The following is a 14,862-nucleotide window of genomic DNA, read 5'->3' on the forward strand; positions in this document are numbered from 1 at the left end:
GCCATGCCCAAAACCCCTGCTTTTCTCGACGACGCGCTGACGGTCGACGCCATCAGCTTCAGCTACCCCAATGGGCATCGGGTGTTTTCCTCATTTAGCCTGAGTGCCAAGCCGGGTGAGTTCGTGGCGATCCTCGGGCCATCGGGGTGTGGCAAGACCACGTTGTTGAACCTGTTAGCCGGTTTCCAGCAGCCGCAACGTGGGCAGATCCGCATCAACCAGGCGGCGGTGCGGCCTGAGCTGGCCGAGTTGGGCTATGTGTTCCAGTCGGCGCAGCTGTTTCCGTGGTTGAACGCACTGGAGAACGTTCGGTTTGGCTTGCGCATGACGGCCAACACCGGTGACGCCGAGCAGCGTGCCCATTCGTTGCAGTATTTGCGCCTGGTCGGCCTGGAGCAGGCGGCGCACCGCTTGCCGCATCAACTGTCCGGCGGCATGCAGCAGCGTGTCTCCCTGGCGCGGACCCTGGCCCTGGAACCCAGCGTATTGCTGATGGACGAGCCCTTTGCTGCACTGGATGCCATCAGTCGCAACAGCATGAATGAAGAAACCCTGCGCCTCTGGGCGGAGCTGGGCCAGACCGTGTTGTTCATCACCCACGATATCGACGAGGCGGTGTTCCTGGCGGATCGCGTGATCGTGCTCAACATCGCGCCGGGCGGCATTCACAGCGAGCTGAAGATCGACCTGCCGCGCCCGCGCTCCAACCTGCAAACCCGCCGCCTGCCGGCCTTTCTTGATTACCGCAATGAACTGATGGAGCGCATCTCGCAAGTCATGGAGGTGCCTTCAACCCCCACCCGTCAACCCGAGTTAACCGCATGATCAAACGTTCACTGCTTGCCCTTTCCCTGACGGTCGCCGCGCTGGCAGGTGGTGTGTCCGCCGCCGAGAACCCTCTGCGCATCGGCTATGTGTTCGCCATGGCCAACGCGCCGGCGCTGATTGCCGATAAACAGGGCTTCTACCGTGAAGAGGGGCTGAATGTTGACCTAAAGGCCTTGGGCGACGGCCCGGTGATCCAGCAGGCGCTGGCGGCCGGTGAACTGGATGTGGCGTATGTTGGCACACCGCCGGTGTACCAATGGTTCTCGCGCGGGTTGCAAAGCCGGATCCTGGCCAAGGTCAACTATGGCCAGGCGGCGGTAATCGTCGACGCCAAGAGCCCGATCAACAGCCTGCAAGCACTCAAGGGCAAAAAGCTCGCCGGGGTGAAGAAGGGCAGTGGCATGGACGTGCTGTTGCGTGGCTATGTGTTGAAGGAAAACGCCGGGCTCAACCCCGACAAGGACCTGGACATCATCGACATGCCGCCGGGCAATATGAACGCGGCGTTGGAGCGTGGCGTTGTCGATGCGGCGTTTTCCTGGGAACCCTTCGTCAGCCAGTCCTTGCTGCGTGGCTCCAGCCGGGTGCTGCTGGATGTGAACCAGCCGCTGCCGAATTACCCGTGGTACGTAGTGATTGCCTTGCCGAAAACCTTGCAGGAACGTCCGGACGACGTGGTCAAGTTGCTGCGCGCGCACCGCAAGGCCATCGCGTTCCTGAATGCGCATCCCGACGAGTCGAATCGCATCATCGCCGAGGCGTTCAAGCTTGAAGCGGTGCAGGGCGCAGACGGCACGACCGTTGCCCCCGAAGCCATTGTCGCCCAGGCGCGCACGCGTCTCGGCTGGTCGGCGGACCTGCAGGCCACGGATATCCAGTTTATCCAGCGCCTGATGAACTACTCCTACGACCTGGGTTTTATCGACACGACGCTCAAGACCGAGCAGATCGTGGACACCTCCTATCTGGAAAAAGCCTCGCGCTGAGTCTGTCATGCATTTGCCAAAACCGAATTGGGGATGGGCTTCGCTCCCATTCCTGCTGTTGATCTGGATCGCCCTGGCCAGCCGCTTTCCTACGTACATCCTGCCGCAACCATGGGATGTGGCGCGCGAAGCCGTACGTTGGTTGGCGGACGGATCGCTGTGGCGACACCTGCGCGGCAGTGTGCTGGAAGAAATCGGCGGTTTTTGCGCGGCAGTGATCGTCGCAATCCTGCTGGGCACGGCCGGAGGGTTGTCCTCGCAGTTTCGCGACTTTATCTCGCCGCTCAACAGCCTGTTCATGGCCATTCCGCCTATCGCCTGGGCGCCGCTGATCATGATTATTTTCGGCCTGGGCTATGTGTCCATCGTGCTGGTGATTTTCATCGCAGCGGTGTTCCCCATGGCGGTGACGATCCAGGAAGGCGTGCAAAGCATTCGCGGCGGCGAGGTGCGCGCGGCCCGCACCTTGGGCGCCAATCACTGGCAACTGCTGGCGCATGTGTATTTGCCGGCGTCGCTGCCGTTTGTCACGGCGGCGCTGCGCATCGGCTTCAGCCAGGGTTGGCGCGCGTTGGTCGCTGCGGAAATGATCGGTGCCTCCCAGGGGATTGGCTGGATGGTCTCCACCGGCGGGCAGATCGGAAACAGCAGCCAGGTGCTGCTGGGCATCGTAATGATCGGCCTGATCGCCTGGCTGATGGAGAGTTTTGTGTTCCGGCGTATCGAGCGTCATTACCAGAAATGGCGTGTGCAATAAGCCACGGCCGACCTATTCGAACCCTTCAGTGGACCACTGCACGAGGTGTCAAGTGAGCAACGTTTTCGATCCCCGCGAAGCCGGGCATTACATCGCCCCGCAAGGCCTGTACGAACGCAACAAAAAACGCCCGTTTTTGGGCAGTATCAGCTGCGACCGCAGTACGGTAGTCGCCGGCCAATGGGATGAAATCACCCTGGTCTACGAGGTCGGCGGCAGCGGCCTGGCGGACGGCGCCTGGTTGAAACTGGCGTTCAAGTTCTACTCCGACTGGGCGCTGTTCCAGACGGCCAACCCGGCCGGCCCCCACTACGTCAGCGCCGAATACCAAGCGGGCGCGCTGGTTCCCGGCCAGAGCCAGGCAACGGTGCAGCACCTCAAGGTGCGCTTTGACCAAAAGGGCCATGAACGGCCGTTTCAGAAAGCGATCATCATCGACATCGTCGACGGTTACCTGAACCCTGGCGACAAGATCACTATTCGCCTGGGGGATCGACGTCAGGGCGGCGCGGGCACGCGGGTGCAGAGTTTTGTCGAGAAAGACTTCCGCTTCCGCTTGTTTATCGACCCGCTGGGCAGCTCCAAATTTGCCGAAGTGCCGGGCGACCCTTTGCTCGATATCGTGCCTGGCCCGGCGCAGAGCGTGCAGTTGATTGCGCCGCGCCTGGTGAGTGCCGGCGAGGCCTTCGATGTGCTGCTGCGGGTGGATGATGCCTGGGGCAATACCTGCCGTGATCTACCCCTTGAGGGTCTGTTGACGCTGGTTGATCCACAAGGCGAGACGCTGGAGCAAGCGTTCACATTGGCGACTGACGGCTGGGCGATTGCGCGGCTGGAAGGTTTGGAGCTGGTCGGAGCAGGGGAGTGGCGCTTGTTTGCCGACGTGGCGGGGGCCCGTGTCAGGGGCGCTCAAGCCTTCGTCACGGTGGATCCGGCGGGCACGGCATTGCGGCCGTTATACGCCGATCTACACGTGCATTCCGATGACACGGTGGGCACCAATGACACGCTGTACAACCTCAGCTACGGCCGCGATGTCGCCGGGCTGGATATCCTTGGCTACACCGCCAACGACTTTAATATCACCGAACAACGCTGGGACCAGGCGGTCAAGCTGATCCATGAGCTGAATGAGCCGGGGCGTTTCGTGTGCTATCCCGGCACTGAATGGTGCGGCAACTCCTGCGCCGGCGGCGACCGCAACGTGGTGTTCCTGCATGACCGTAAACCCGAGTTCCCCTTCGACAACCAAGGCCGGTTGGTGCGCTCCTTTGAATGGAACGAGTTCACCGCCGGCACCATCAAGCCCGGTGCATGGCCGGTGGACGAACTCTACGCGGCCTATGCCAAGGACCCCGAAGGCCACCTGATGATGCCCCACGTCGGCGGCCGCCGCTGCAACCTCGACTGGCACCACCCCGAGCTGGAACGTTTGATCGAGGTGGGCTCGGCCTGGGGGCAATTCCACTGGGTCTACGCCGAAGCGTTGCAGCGCGGTTACCGGGTGGGCGCAGCGGCCAACAGTGACGAACACCAGGGCCGGTGTGGCGGTGGCGTGCCGGCCACGGCCGTGTTTGGTTCGCGTGGCGGACTGACCGGCGTGGTGGCCGAGCGTTTTGATCGCGCCAGTGTCGGCAAAGCCTTGCGTGCCCGCCGTACCTTTGCGACAACGGGCGAGCGTTCATTTGCCAGCCTGCGCCAGGGTGAGCATTTTATGGGCGAAGTCTTCAGCGCCGATGCCAACGCGACCCTGGACTACCGATTGCTCGGCGAAGCGGGTTGGGAGCAGGTCGACCTGTTCGACGGCGACAAGTTGATCTGGTCACGCAACCTGCACCAGGAGCTGGGTCTCAGCAAGCAACGCATCCGCCTGCGCCTGGGCGGCGCGCGGATCAAGGACCGTTATCGCGGCGCCTACTGGACCGGCGAGATTCGTGTAACCGGAGCGGTGATCAACGGTTTCCGCGCCCTGGGTCTCGATCACCCGGAACAGACCGTATGGCGCAAGGATGCGAAGGTGCTGGCGTTCCGCACCGACACCAATGGCGACACCGACAGCATCGAAATCGACGTGTCCCATCTGGCGGGTACGACCTTGCAGGTCCACAGCCGGATCGACAATTACATCAAGGTGGGCGACCCCTCCGAGCCGCAGCCGTACGTGCATGCGCCGACGGTGCTGATGGAGGTTGCCGGTGAGGATCTATTGGCTCAACCCCAAGTGGTGGAGTTGCCGGGGGCGGAGCTGAAAGTGTCCCTGGAGCGTACAACAGCTGCGCCATTGCCTCGGGAGTTGCAAGGCAAGATTGAGCTGGCCGAACTGAACTTGCAGCCGGGCCGTGAGCATCCCTTGTTTATTTGTGCGCGGCAGCGGGATCAATCCAGGGTTTGGACGTCAGCATTGTTCCTTACTCCTGCCTCGAGCGAACTTAGGTGATGTCTGTGGCCCACATATACGCTTGGATGATCACCTGAATGTCTTATCGCCAAGGGCGCTGGGTACATTCAAATCAGCACAGCACCTGTTCGGTGCTGCGCGCGTGGGCTTGTCCAAGTCCGCGGTAAACGCTGCAGCTGATAGGTCAAACTCTGTGTCTTGGTCTTGAGGGGCACCAACCTTGAGGCTGCGGACTCGCTGATGAGTCTGAGTTCGTCTACTGGTGTATTTCAGTGACCGACATGGTGAAGACCAGCTTGGACCTACCCGCATTGGCGTAGGAGTGTGCAACATCTGTTTTTGCCACCGCAGAGCTACCTGCAGGGATGACTAATTCTGTTTCCCCGACCACACATTTCAGCGTCCCTTTCTCCACATGAAACAATTCAAGCGTGCCCTGAGGATGCCCCTGGGATGAAAAGGACTCACCCGGAAACATTTCCCAGCGCCATAGTTCAATCATGTTGGGGCCAGTCGTTCCTGCAAGCAGCCGAGCTGTCCCGCCCAGATCACCGGTCCAGAGAGTAGGGATCTCCTGACTGTTGATGATGTGAGCAGCAGGGGCGTCTGTCACATTGACGATGTCTGCTACAGAAAGCCCCAACGCCGCGGCGATTTTGCACAGGATGCCAATGCTCGGGTTAGCCGTGCATTTCTCAATTTCGACGACCATTCCTTTACTTACACCTGAGCGGCGGGACAGCTCATCCAAGGTGATTTTCTGATTCTTTCGTGCCTGTTTGAGCGAGCGTGCAACTGCCAGGCCCACTGTCTGAGCATCGGCGCCGGGCGTGGTCGATATACTGTTGTTTAGGGTCATTGCTGAGGGTCATGAGAGAAAGTTGAAGGAATTCTCGACGCTTGCTGCTGGTGTCGTCAATCTGCCCGGGGGCTGGACCTGATTCGATGGTCGATATATTGACTATGTTGGTCGTCACTGACTAGCATGAACCGACATGCGGATCACTGGAGATTCTTGATGCTGTGCGTACTGCCGTTAATTGACCAATCGGTTGCAGATTTGGCACCGGGCTTCCGGGCGCTGAGTATCGTTGTGAAGGCTGCCCCCCTCACCAACTCTGGCGTCGCTCAAGAGGCCTTGGACCGCGCTTGCGAGGCAGTGTTGGCAAGCGGTCCCGCTTGGGGAGAAGCGCATCTGGCGGCATGGGCAGAGACCTTCCGAAAGTTTGGGGCCAAGCCACAACGCACGCCTTGCTCAGCTGAGGCATTGCGCAAGCGTGTTCTACGAGACGGTAGCTTACCGAGCCTGGATCCCATGGTTGATCTCTACAATGCCATCAGTATCGAGTACGCGATCCCTGTAGGTGGGGAAAATATAGACGCCTATGTGGGCACGCCGCGGCTCGTCGTCGCAGACGGTACCGAGCCTTTTGACACCATGAAAGAAGGCGCTCCCGCTCACGAGTATCCCGACGCCGGCGAAGTGGTATGGCGGGACGATAAAGGCGTGACATGCCGCCGTTGGAATTGGCGGCAAGGTGTCAGAACACGCCTGGGTGCCGATGCAAAACACATGTGGTTCATTCTGGAAAGCTTGCCAGCGATGCCTCTTGAAGCGCTGACAGAGGCAGGCGACAAGCTTATTGAGGGCCTGCAACTGATGATGCCAGGCGTTCAAATTGAAAGCTCACTGATTGGTCCTGGATCTAATTAGTCGGAAGACGAAAGCCTGGAGTCATGAATGATATTTACCGGCCTTAGCGCATTTCCCTTGACGCCTATGAATGAGCAGGGCGTGGATGAAAACGCCTTTACTCGTCTTGTTGAGCAACTGGCAACCGCCAATGTCGACTCTATCGGCGCACTCGGTTCTACCGGTAGCTATGCGTATCTTTCTCGGGTTGAGCGGACTCGCGTTGCGCAGTTGGCAGTAGAGGCAGCGGGCAGTGTGCCTGTTATGGTCAGCATTGGATCGCTACGCACGCGTGAATGGGTGTCCGGTTTCATTAGACCACTACAGTGATCATTAACCGCTCGGCAGACTGTGTAAAAACTTGGCAATCTGCATCGCTGTTTAAGAAAATGCCCCGTATCGAAAGATTCGGGGCATTTTTTGTTATGGCTACCTCTTGGACGAATCACGCTCCAGCGAATGGAATCTGTCGCTCTAAGCATTTACGGCTGTGGGCGGGAGAGTTTCAGTGTCTGGGTGAAGGTGCCGTCCGGGTTGGGTTGCGAAGTCATTTCTCCGCCATAACCTGCATATTTTCCGGTGCTACCGATCACCGCGACCACCGACTGGCCTACCTCATGCTCTTGCCCTGCGACGACCAGGGTGCCTTCGACTTTCCCCGCCGTGTCAGTGAACAACAGCGTCCATTGGCATTGACTGTGCAGGGCTGGCAGTGTGTTGATGCAGTAGCCACTGTTGCTACCGATATCGTGTCGATCTTCGTTCATCAGGGGTTGGTCGAAGACGAAAAGGTCACCCTGTGAAGGGCCGGGGGGTCCGATGTCGACAGCGTTCTTGGTGCCACGGTTACCGTCGGCCAGAGTGACGAGCGTTAGCCATTCGGGTTCGTGGGCGTGTGCGGTCAAGGGCAGGGTGATCGTCAATAACAAACCCAGCGTGCGAAGAACGGTTGTAGTCATCAAGGTGGCTCCATTTTATGAAGGGGAGTTGTGCAGCGCATCGAGCTGCCGCGAAAAACACTAACAGCCAGTCATTCGACGTGAGAGAAAGTTATGTGAGCGTCTATGACAGAACGGTGTCCGTGTACGGCGAACCGCAATCAGCCCTCGATAAAAAAACCTTCAACGGTGGTTCGTGCATCAGGAAGTTCTGGTGCGAGATGTTCCAGGCATAGGCGCCCGCGAGAGTGAATACCAGCAGGTCACCAATCGCTAACTGCGCTACCGGTTGTTGCCTGGCGAGGACGTCCTTTGGCGTACACAACTGACCCACCAGCGTCACGGACTGATTGCTGATTTGCGCGGGCTGCGAACCTCGCAGTACCGTGAACGGATGGTCGTGGCCTTGAGCTGCAGGCGTGCGGAAGTGATGAGTACCGCCGCGTCCGATGGCAAAAAACTCGCCGTGGCTGCTTTTGATGTCCAGCACCTGCATGACGTAGTAACCACAGGCAGCGCTGATGAAACGTCCGATCTCGAAGCGTATGCGGGTCGCGCCCATGGCATATTCATCGATCAACCCTTTCAGGCCCTGACAGAACGATGGCCAATCGAACGACTTCGCCGCATCCTGATAATTGATACCCATCCCTCCGCCAACATTCAGCAGCGGCAGTTGCAGGTCATGGTCGGTGCACAGCTGGCGGAAGGTCAGGAAGTAGCTGCGAATCAGTTCCAGGTGTGCGTCGACATCCAGCTGGTGCGACAGCAGATGAAAGTGCAGCCCCTTGAGCTCCAGCGACGGCTCTTCGCGCAGCAATTGCAGGGCGCTTGCCAGACCTTCTTCATCCAGGCCGAACGGTGTGGGTTTGCCGCCCATGACCAATCGACTCTGCGGTGCCTGAGCCAGCTTCAGATTCAATCGCAGCATCACCGGAGCCCGCACCCCGCGTTCCCGGGCGATGCGTGCCAGGCTTCGCAGTTCGGTCACGCTCTCCACGTGAAACGCCGAAATCCGGTACTGCATGGCGATGTCCAGTTCGCGATCGAGCTTGCCGGGGCCACCAAAAATCAGCGGCTGGTTGGGGCACTGCTCATGCAGCCACGTCAGTTCGCCGCCCGAGGCCGCCTCGAAACCATCCACCCACGGGGCCAGGGTTTTCAGCACCAGGGCTTCCGGATTAGCCTTGGCGGCGTAGAACAATTCGCAGTTTTCCGGCAGCACCTGACGCATTGCCTTTACATGCCGTTCAAGGGCAGGCAGGTCGTAGACGTACGCGCACAATGGTGCGTCGTGTTCAGCCTTGAGCTGCTCGATGCGGCGGGTGACGGAGGCAGGAAGATTCATGCGCGTTTCCTCTTTTCAATGATCGCCAGGGGACTGGGCAGTGAGGTGTAACCGGCCTCGCGGTCGGCGCGCATCATCAGGCGCGTCATGAAGTTTTCTTTGCTCGGGAAGGGCGCGCCGGCGCACAACTCGCGCAGTTCTGTCGGATGGCCGAGACGCGCGGATTGCGTGTGCAGCAGGTCGCCGATTCGCGCCCACAGTTGTTGTTCCAGCAGGTCGCTGCCGTTGGCCAGATGGAAAATCGCTTCGCCGAGATTGTTCACCAGTGCGCAGTAACCGACTCGTTGCCAGGCCTTTTGCGCGCTGTAGTACACCGAGCTGCGGGTGCGTTCATCCAGCGCACTCAGACGCTCGGCGGGCCAGATTTCAGGGACCAGCTTGGTGCCTTCCAGATCGCGAATCCAGACCTGGCCAGGCAGGCCGTCTTCACCGAAGCCAATAACCGTGTTCTGCAGATGCGGCTCCAGCACCACGCCCTGGCGGAACAGGCAATACAGCACACCGCCGAGCATCTGGCTGGCGTAGGCATCCAGCCAGTTCAGCGTGGCGTGTTCAATGGTCAAACCCGCCTTGTCGGCGTAGCGCTGCACCTGTTGGCGGCATACGCTGCGACCTTCTTTATCCCAGGTGAACAACGCCATTGCCACTTGCGGCTGGTACCGCTCGCAATCGGCGACGGGAAGGTTTTCCCGGTAAACAATACCGAAGCATTCGGTGACTTCGCGGGCCTCCTCCAGCGTACCCAGGGCGCTGAGGTCCAGGCTGGTGGCGCTGGGCTCTGGCATCAACATGAAGCCCGGTTGTTGCGTCGCCAGCTCACTCATGACCGGGCCGAGCAGACGAGTGAGGGCGACGGCGCTGTCCAGTTCATACCAGGCGTTCTTGCGCACGCAGTTGGTCAGGCGCACATGCATCGAAAACTTCATGAAATAGGGCATCTGCGGATGGTAGAGCGTGCGCACCGACGACGTTGGGTACATGCCTTGGCCCAGGGGGCCGAGGTATTGGATCAAACCCTGTTGTTGCGCACGCTGTACCAGCGGGTCGGCAAGCACGCGGGCGACTTCCCAGGGGTGGCACGGGTAGGCGTCGTCGCGTCCCGACAGCTGGCGCAGAGTGCTGCGCGGATCTTCGCCCTGATGACGAATCAGCCTGGGATCGACCTTGAACCAGTGCAGCTGAAAGTGCGCCCCGACTTCCGGCGAGCAGGCCAGCAAATCGTCATGGGAGATGCCTTCGCGACTTTTCGGTGTCGGATGCAGGGCATGGCCCCACAGCTGATACTGCTCGGACGTCAGCAGGCTGTTGGCAGCGTCGTTGGCCGGGCGTGAATGACGCAGAAAGGTGCGGGTGACCTGCAGACTGTTGGCCACCTGTTGCAGCATCTCGCCGACGCGGTCGGCGCCACTCAACGGGGTACAAAGCAGGCGCGCCAGTTCGAGGGCTTTCAACGGGCGCCAGCTCTGGCTGTCGCCTTTGAAATAGGGTGCGCTGGTGTAATGGCAGCGACCCAGAAGACTGGCGCGATCAATGCGCACAACCAAGCGGCCACTGGTCAGGCGAATGCTGATGCAACGACCGTTGGCCTGGCGCAGGCTCATCGGCAGATCCAGCGCCTGATAGTTCAGGTTCGCTTCGTTGCGTGGCAATGCATACTCGCGCAGATAGCAATTGAGCAGGCACTCGATGGCATGTCGCTGGGCTTCGCCGTCGAGGGCGTGATCATGCAGGGATACTGGTTTCAGCGATGAAGTATTCAACGGTGCGGTGTCGAGAACGAGCGTCATGCGGGAATCTCCCGGGAGGTCATCAAGAGAGGGCGCGCAAGCACCATGGCCGTCACGGCTGCCAGGCACGCAATAAGAAAGGGGGACGCGATGCCGCAAGTTTGACTGACCAGCGCGGCGGCGCCACCGGCAGCGGTGCCGGCCCATTTGCCACTGGAGTCGAACCAGCCGAACAAGCGACCGGCGCTGCCTTTTTGGCTGCGCTGGCTAAGGCAGCGGTGCAGCCCGACAAAACTGAGCAGCATGCCGGCCCCGCTGAGCAGACGCAGAATGAACAGCGGCTCGGCCTGCACACTCCAGAATTGCAACGCGTTACTGATTGCGAGCAACGCCAGCCCCGGCAACAGCAGATTGCCCTGACGTTTCTGAACCCAGGGCAGCGCCAGCAGGTAAACCAGATGCGGCAGGCTGTAAAGCACGCCGATCACGACATCGCTGCCAATTCCCAGTTGCTCGCCGAAAGGCATGAAGTATGGAAAGGTGACGACCATCGCGAAGCTGAACAAAAACTGCACGGCCAGTAGCCGCGGCATGTCGTCTGGCAGTTCGCCCAATGCCACCGCTTTTTTGCTGCCCAAGACATGTTTCGGGGCGTCTTTGGGCAGCGGCAGGATGAGAACGAAGGCCAGTAGCGGTAGCCAGGCCAGATAGCGATACAAACTCAATCCCATGCCTTGCGCGGTCAGCAGCCCCAGCAGGATCGGGCCACTGATCATCGCCAGGCGCGCCGAATATTGAGTCCAGTTCAGGGCTCGGGATAAATCGCCGCCTTTGAACTGGGTCGACAGGTAAGCATTGGACGCCGCCATGGCGCCGCCGAAGGTACCCTGGATGATCAACGCCAGGACGAATACCGTCAGATTGGGGCTGAAACCTGCCAGCAGAAAACCTGCGAACAAACCGGCATGAGCGCGCAGCAACGACAAGCGACAGCCGTTGCGATCGGCCCAGCGTCCCCAGATCGGCGCCGCCAGTGCGGTGCATAGCGTCGGCAACACGAACAGCACGCCGATAGCCCAGCCTGGCGTGTCAGGTGCGAGGTCAGCAAGGATGCGCGGCAGGTACAGTGGAATACCCAGCGCCGTGAAGGCCGAGAGGTAATGTCCCAGCAAGACGCTGGAGATCAATCGTCGTTGCATGGAATATCCTCCCGCAGGAAGTTCGCCGCGCTGTAGCCATAGAATTTGTTGATGTCGCTGGCACCGGAGTGTGCCTTGCTGAACAGGCTGCCGGCGCTGAGCAGGTATTTCACCGGCAATTTCGGGCTGTCGAGCAGCCACCGGCGCGCATCGTCGCAGTCAATGCCTTCGGCTTCGAGTTGTTGCAGGCAGGCCATCAGACGCTGACGCAGCGCGCCGTACAGAACGGATCGCGAGCTCAGGCCAGCGGTCGCTATCGCATCCAGGATCGCAACGATGTTCAACTGCAATGTAATGGTGCAAAACATCTCGGCCAGCGGCTGGCTGCTGTCGACGCGAATGCGCTCATCCTGCAGGGCTGCCGGCAGATCAGCGAGATCCGGGCAGGCAGTGGCGAAACGCTGCGGCCACAAGCGAGCGGCGTCGTTGTCCTTCATCAACAGCCGCAGTGGCTGACCTTGTTCGAACATCAATACGGCGTTCTGCTGGTTGGCTTCCAGAGCGATGCCGTAACGCAGCCACAGTCGCAGATGCACCTGCAGCAGCAGATCGAGATAATCCTCCAGCCAGTGTTGCAACGAACCTGCGTAGAAACGCTCGGCCAGTTGTTCGAGGAACAGGCGCCCGTCGGCAAGCGGGCTGGCCAACGCGGCGACAGGCACCAGTGTGATGTTCTCCAGCCCCGTCGGATAACGGCGCGCGATATAGGCCAGATGTCGACTCTCGGCGGCATGGCCTCCGTGTTTTTCGTCAACGTGCAGATAACGTGATGCCAGTGCCGGATCGCGCTCGGTCAAGGCCTGCAGGGTGGTCTGGAACCAGTGACCGTCGTAGAGGGTGCTGGGCTTGATCAGGCGCAAATTGCGCGCGCCGAGCGTGCTGACCAGCAACGGCAGTTTGATGTGCCACTGAGGGTCAGTGAGGCAGACCACTGTGCGCACGGACAACGTTGGCTCGACCTGCATGGCGGTACGTGGAGCCTTGAACGTGCCTTCAGGCAAGCCATATTGCTCCAGTTCGCCCCAGGTCAGCGGGTGTACTGGCAGTAATGAATGGCTGTTTTGCAGGACCGATGGCAAGCCGACTTCCTCGAAGTTCGGCCAGTGCGGCGGCTGCTGGCTGGTCAGGGTCAAGGCGTTGTCGGGAATCGCCAGCCAATTGAGTTCGAAGCGCGGCGCGAACTCCGGCGCGTAGCCTCTGAGCGCGGCGGCATCGAAGCCGCTTTTGGCCCTCGCCGTTGGATAAAACGGGTGATCCAGGTAGCTCGCCAGTTGATCGATTTTCAGCAGCCTCTGCGACCAATCCTTCAGGTTGGTCACATCGCTCAGCGCGGGCGCATGTTGGCGATACGCCCGGTTGCACAAGGTCCGGTGTTCGTTCGCACAATCTGCTTCTTTCAGATACGCCGCGAACAGTGCCAGACTTTCTTCGTCCAGACCCTGGCTCAGGTGGCCCAGCCAGAGCCCGTAGCCTCGTTGAATCTCGACGTGGCTCTGCGGCGACACCTTGATCCAGGCGTCGCCAGTACCGATCCAGTCCTGCAACGGATACGCCTTGACCACGGGCAGCCACAGTTCGTCGGCGCCCAGATGGGCGATGCGCAGCCAGCTTGCGTCGGCCTGATGCTGCAAGTGTTGACTCAGTTCTTGCGGCATCCTGCAAATCTGTCCTGCGCTGACGATCCCCCGGATGTCCTCGCGCAGGCAGCAATCGATGATGCGTCGAGTGATGTACGCCTGATCCCCAAGGTCCGGATGCAGGCTCATGCCATCACCCACTTCAAGTCGTTCAGCGTCAGGTTCAGCTGCGTTTCGAGGCTCGCTTCATCCGGCGCGATCAGTCTCAGTACGCCGACGTAGTCCTTGTTGGAATGGCTGATGGTCACGGTGTCGCCGGTGGTGTGAAGGGCACGGTAATCGCACCAATGGCTCTCACGTTCGCTATTGAAGCTGGCACTGGCCTGTTTCAGCCGTCCCGGACGGTCAGCCACAAGGTAATGAACGGTAGCTTCGGCCTGCGCGGGTTGCGTGTCGACCAGCTTTTCGCCCAGATGCAAAGCGATGATGCGGTCGAACCAGCCCTGTGGCAGCAGCCGATCCAGCAGGAACTCGCGGCCATCACCGATGCTGCGGTAGTTGATCTCAACCAGTACCGGGCCTTGGGCGGTCAGAATGAACTCGCTGTGACAAACCCCGAAATTGACCCCGAACGCGGCCACTTGAGCCAGCGCGCCGGCGCGCTGCGCGCGGCTGAGTTGGCCATTCCAGCGTGCGGCGAGTTCCACGAAATGCGGCGGTGCCGAAAGGGTGACGTCGAAGCCACCGACGGCTTGCAGATTGCGCCCGTCGCCCAGCGTCTCGAGGGTAAACAAAGGACCCTCCATGTATGCCTCCAGCAACAACGCGCGGTCCGGTTGCTGCTGCCAGAACTGTTCGCAGTAAACGGCCAGATCGGCGGCGTTGTGACACAGTCTGACGTCCAGGCTGGCGACGCCTTCACGGGGCTTGGCGACCACCGGCCATGGCGCATCGGTCGGCAGTGTGGAGTTCGATGTAATCACCTGGAACCACGGGCCGGGCAAGCCCAGACGTTGCATGCGCTCGCGCATCGCCGCCTTGTTCTTTGCCGCATAGCACAGTCGCCAGTCCTTGCCGAGGCATTCGAATATCTCGGCCACCATGGCTGTCGCGGTCTGCAGGTGATCGCTGTTGGAGAACACTGCGGCGGGGCGCAAACCCTGACTGTTGAGGGTCTCGACGACCGCGAGCGGGTTGAACACATCACATTCGATAACGTGCAGCTCATCCGGCGAAATAGGCGAGGTAGCGAGCAGGCGCCGGTGCTCCTGAGCATGGTCGGTGATGACCACGATCGGCAACCCGCGCGCGTGCGCAGCAGGCAGAAAACCCTCGAGAATGGCGGGGTGGGCGACGTGGGCAAGAATGACGAATGGGCGTTCCATGGCGGTTTCCTGGGGGCAGCTGCTGA

Annotated in this window: 13 protein-coding genes; 6 read left to right on the forward strand and 7 right to left on the reverse strand. The window is 60.4% G+C overall.

Annotation, left to right across the window (positions count from 1 at the left end):
- Positions 1 to 3 precede the first annotated feature (3 nt).
- From ACYZT1_RS12730 to ACYZT1_RS12745, 4 genes are read left to right on the forward strand one after another with little or no spacing between them, the layout of a single operon-like run.
- Positions 4 to 825, forward strand: coding sequence for an ABC transporter ATP-binding protein (locus ACYZT1_RS12730; protein WP_462015080.1), 822 nt, complete (start codon positions 4 to 6; stop codon positions 823 to 825).
- Positions 822 to 1,814 carry an ABC transporter substrate-binding protein gene (locus ACYZT1_RS12735; RefSeq protein WP_462015081.1) on the forward strand — a complete coding sequence of 331 codons (993 nt, stop codon included), beginning with the start codon at positions 822 to 824 and terminating at the stop codon, positions 1,812 to 1,814. Before ACYZT1_RS12730 ends, ACYZT1_RS12735 begins: the two co-directional genes overlap by 4 nt.
- A 7-nt stretch (positions 1,815 to 1,821) precedes the next feature.
- Positions 1,822 to 2,571, forward strand: coding sequence for an ABC transporter permease (locus ACYZT1_RS12740; protein WP_462015082.1), 750 nt, complete (start codon positions 1,822 to 1,824; stop codon positions 2,569 to 2,571).
- Between the two features lie 52 nt (positions 2,572 to 2,623).
- On the forward strand, positions 2,624 to 5,008 hold the full coding sequence (locus ACYZT1_RS12745; RefSeq protein ID WP_462015083.1) for a hypothetical protein: 2,385 nt from the start codon (positions 2,624 to 2,626) through the stop codon (positions 5,006 to 5,008).
- Positions 5,009 to 5,225: 217 nt separating this feature from the next.
- Here ACYZT1_RS12745 and ACYZT1_RS12750 read toward each other — a convergent pair whose 3' ends face one another.
- The gene (locus ACYZT1_RS12750; protein ID WP_462015084.1) at positions 5,226 to 5,828 is read right to left on the reverse strand and encodes a helix-turn-helix domain-containing protein; all 603 of its coding nucleotides are present in this window, start codon (positions 5,826 to 5,828) and stop codon (positions 5,226 to 5,228) included.
- A 159-nt stretch (positions 5,829 to 5,987) separates the two neighbouring features.
- Between ACYZT1_RS12750 and ACYZT1_RS12755 the strand changes: the two genes are divergently transcribed.
- Positions 5,988 to 6,683 (forward strand): B3/B4 domain-containing protein, encoded by a 696-nt coding sequence (locus ACYZT1_RS12755; RefSeq protein WP_462015085.1) that lies wholly within the window; start codon positions 5,988 to 5,990, stop codon positions 6,681 to 6,683.
- Between the two features lie 27 nt (positions 6,684 to 6,710).
- The gene (locus tag ACYZT1_RS12760; protein WP_462015086.1) at positions 6,711 to 6,992 is read left to right on the forward strand and encodes a dihydrodipicolinate synthase family protein; all 282 of its coding nucleotides are present in this window, start codon (positions 6,711 to 6,713) and stop codon (positions 6,990 to 6,992) included.
- 152 nt (positions 6,993 to 7,144) lie between these two features.
- Here the strand turns inward: ACYZT1_RS12760 and ACYZT1_RS12765 are convergent, their stop codons facing one another.
- The 6 genes from ACYZT1_RS12765 to ACYZT1_RS12790 all read right to left on the reverse strand — a co-directional run bounded on the left by ACYZT1_RS12765 (position 7,145) and on the right by ACYZT1_RS12790 (position 14,836).
- On the reverse strand, positions 7,145 to 7,621 hold the full coding sequence (locus ACYZT1_RS12765) for a hypothetical protein (protein WP_462015087.1): 477 nt from the start codon (positions 7,619 to 7,621) through the stop codon (positions 7,145 to 7,147).
- 103 nt (positions 7,622 to 7,724) lie between these two features.
- Positions 7,725 to 8,948, reverse strand: a complete 1,224-nt coding sequence (locus ACYZT1_RS12770) for a type III PLP-dependent enzyme (protein WP_462015088.1) — start codon at positions 8,946 to 8,948, stop codon at positions 7,725 to 7,727.
- Complete coding sequence (locus ACYZT1_RS12775) at positions 8,945 to 10,735, reverse strand: IucA/IucC family protein (RefSeq protein ID WP_462015089.1); 1,791 nt, start codon at positions 10,733 to 10,735, stop codon at positions 8,945 to 8,947. The genes ACYZT1_RS12770 and ACYZT1_RS12775 overlap by 4 nt, the downstream gene beginning before the upstream one ends.
- A complete protein-coding gene (locus tag ACYZT1_RS12780; RefSeq protein WP_462015090.1) occupies positions 10,732 to 11,874 on the reverse strand; it encodes an MFS transporter in 1,143 nt (380 codons plus the stop codon). The genes ACYZT1_RS12775 and ACYZT1_RS12780 overlap by 4 nt, the downstream gene beginning before the upstream one ends.
- Entirely contained in the window at positions 11,859 to 13,640 is a 1,782-nt protein-coding gene (locus ACYZT1_RS12785) for an IucA/IucC family protein (RefSeq protein WP_462015091.1), read from the reverse strand. Before ACYZT1_RS12785 ends, ACYZT1_RS12780 begins: the two co-directional genes overlap by 16 nt.
- The gene (locus ACYZT1_RS12790) at positions 13,637 to 14,836 is read right to left on the reverse strand and encodes an ATP-grasp domain-containing protein (RefSeq protein WP_462015092.1); all 1,200 of its coding nucleotides are present in this window, start codon (positions 14,834 to 14,836) and stop codon (positions 13,637 to 13,639) included. Before ACYZT1_RS12790 ends, ACYZT1_RS12785 begins: the two co-directional genes overlap by 4 nt.
- Positions 14,837 to 14,862 lie beyond the last annotated feature (26 nt).

This window comes from Pseudomonas sp. PB3P13, from assembly GCF_054897735.1.

Bases quoted from the DNA above. Each gene is read 5' to 3' on its own strand.
- ACYZT1_RS12730 (WP_462015080.1), top strand. From the start codon at position 4: ATGCCCAAAACCCCTGCTTTTCTCGACGACGCGCTGACGGTCGACGCC.
- ACYZT1_RS12770 (WP_462015088.1), bottom strand. From the start codon at position 8,948: ATGAATCTTCCTGCCTCCGTCACCCGCCGCATCGAGCAGCTCAAGGCT.
- ACYZT1_RS12785 (WP_462015091.1), bottom strand. From the start codon at position 13,640: ATGAGCCTGCATCCGGACCTTGGGGATCAGGCGTACATCACTCGACGC.
- ACYZT1_RS12775 (WP_462015089.1), bottom strand. From the start codon at position 10,735: ATGACGCTCGTTCTCGACACCGCACCGTTGAATACTTCATCGCTGAAA.
- ACYZT1_RS12790 (WP_462015092.1), bottom strand. From the start codon at position 14,836: ATGGAACGCCCATTCGTCATTCTTGCCCACGTCGCCCACCCCGCCATT.
- ACYZT1_RS12765 (WP_462015087.1), bottom strand. From the start codon at position 7,621: ATGACTACAACCGTTCTTCGCACGCTGGGTTTGTTATTGACGATCACC.
- ACYZT1_RS12750 (WP_462015084.1), bottom strand. From the start codon at position 5,828: ATGACCCTAAACAACAGTATATCGACCACGCCCGGCGCCGATGCTCAG.
- ACYZT1_RS12755 (WP_462015085.1), top strand. From the start codon at position 5,988: ATGCTGTGCGTACTGCCGTTAATTGACCAATCGGTTGCAGATTTGGCA.
- ACYZT1_RS12740 (WP_462015082.1), top strand. From the start codon at position 1,822: ATGCATTTGCCAAAACCGAATTGGGGATGGGCTTCGCTCCCATTCCTG.
- ACYZT1_RS12780 (WP_462015090.1), bottom strand. From the start codon at position 11,874: ATGCAACGACGATTGATCTCCAGCGTCTTGCTGGGACATTACCTCTCG.
- ACYZT1_RS12735 (WP_462015081.1), top strand. From the start codon at position 822: ATGATCAAACGTTCACTGCTTGCCCTTTCCCTGACGGTCGCCGCGCTG.
- ACYZT1_RS12760 (WP_462015086.1), top strand. From the start codon at position 6,711: ATGATATTTACCGGCCTTAGCGCATTTCCCTTGACGCCTATGAATGAG.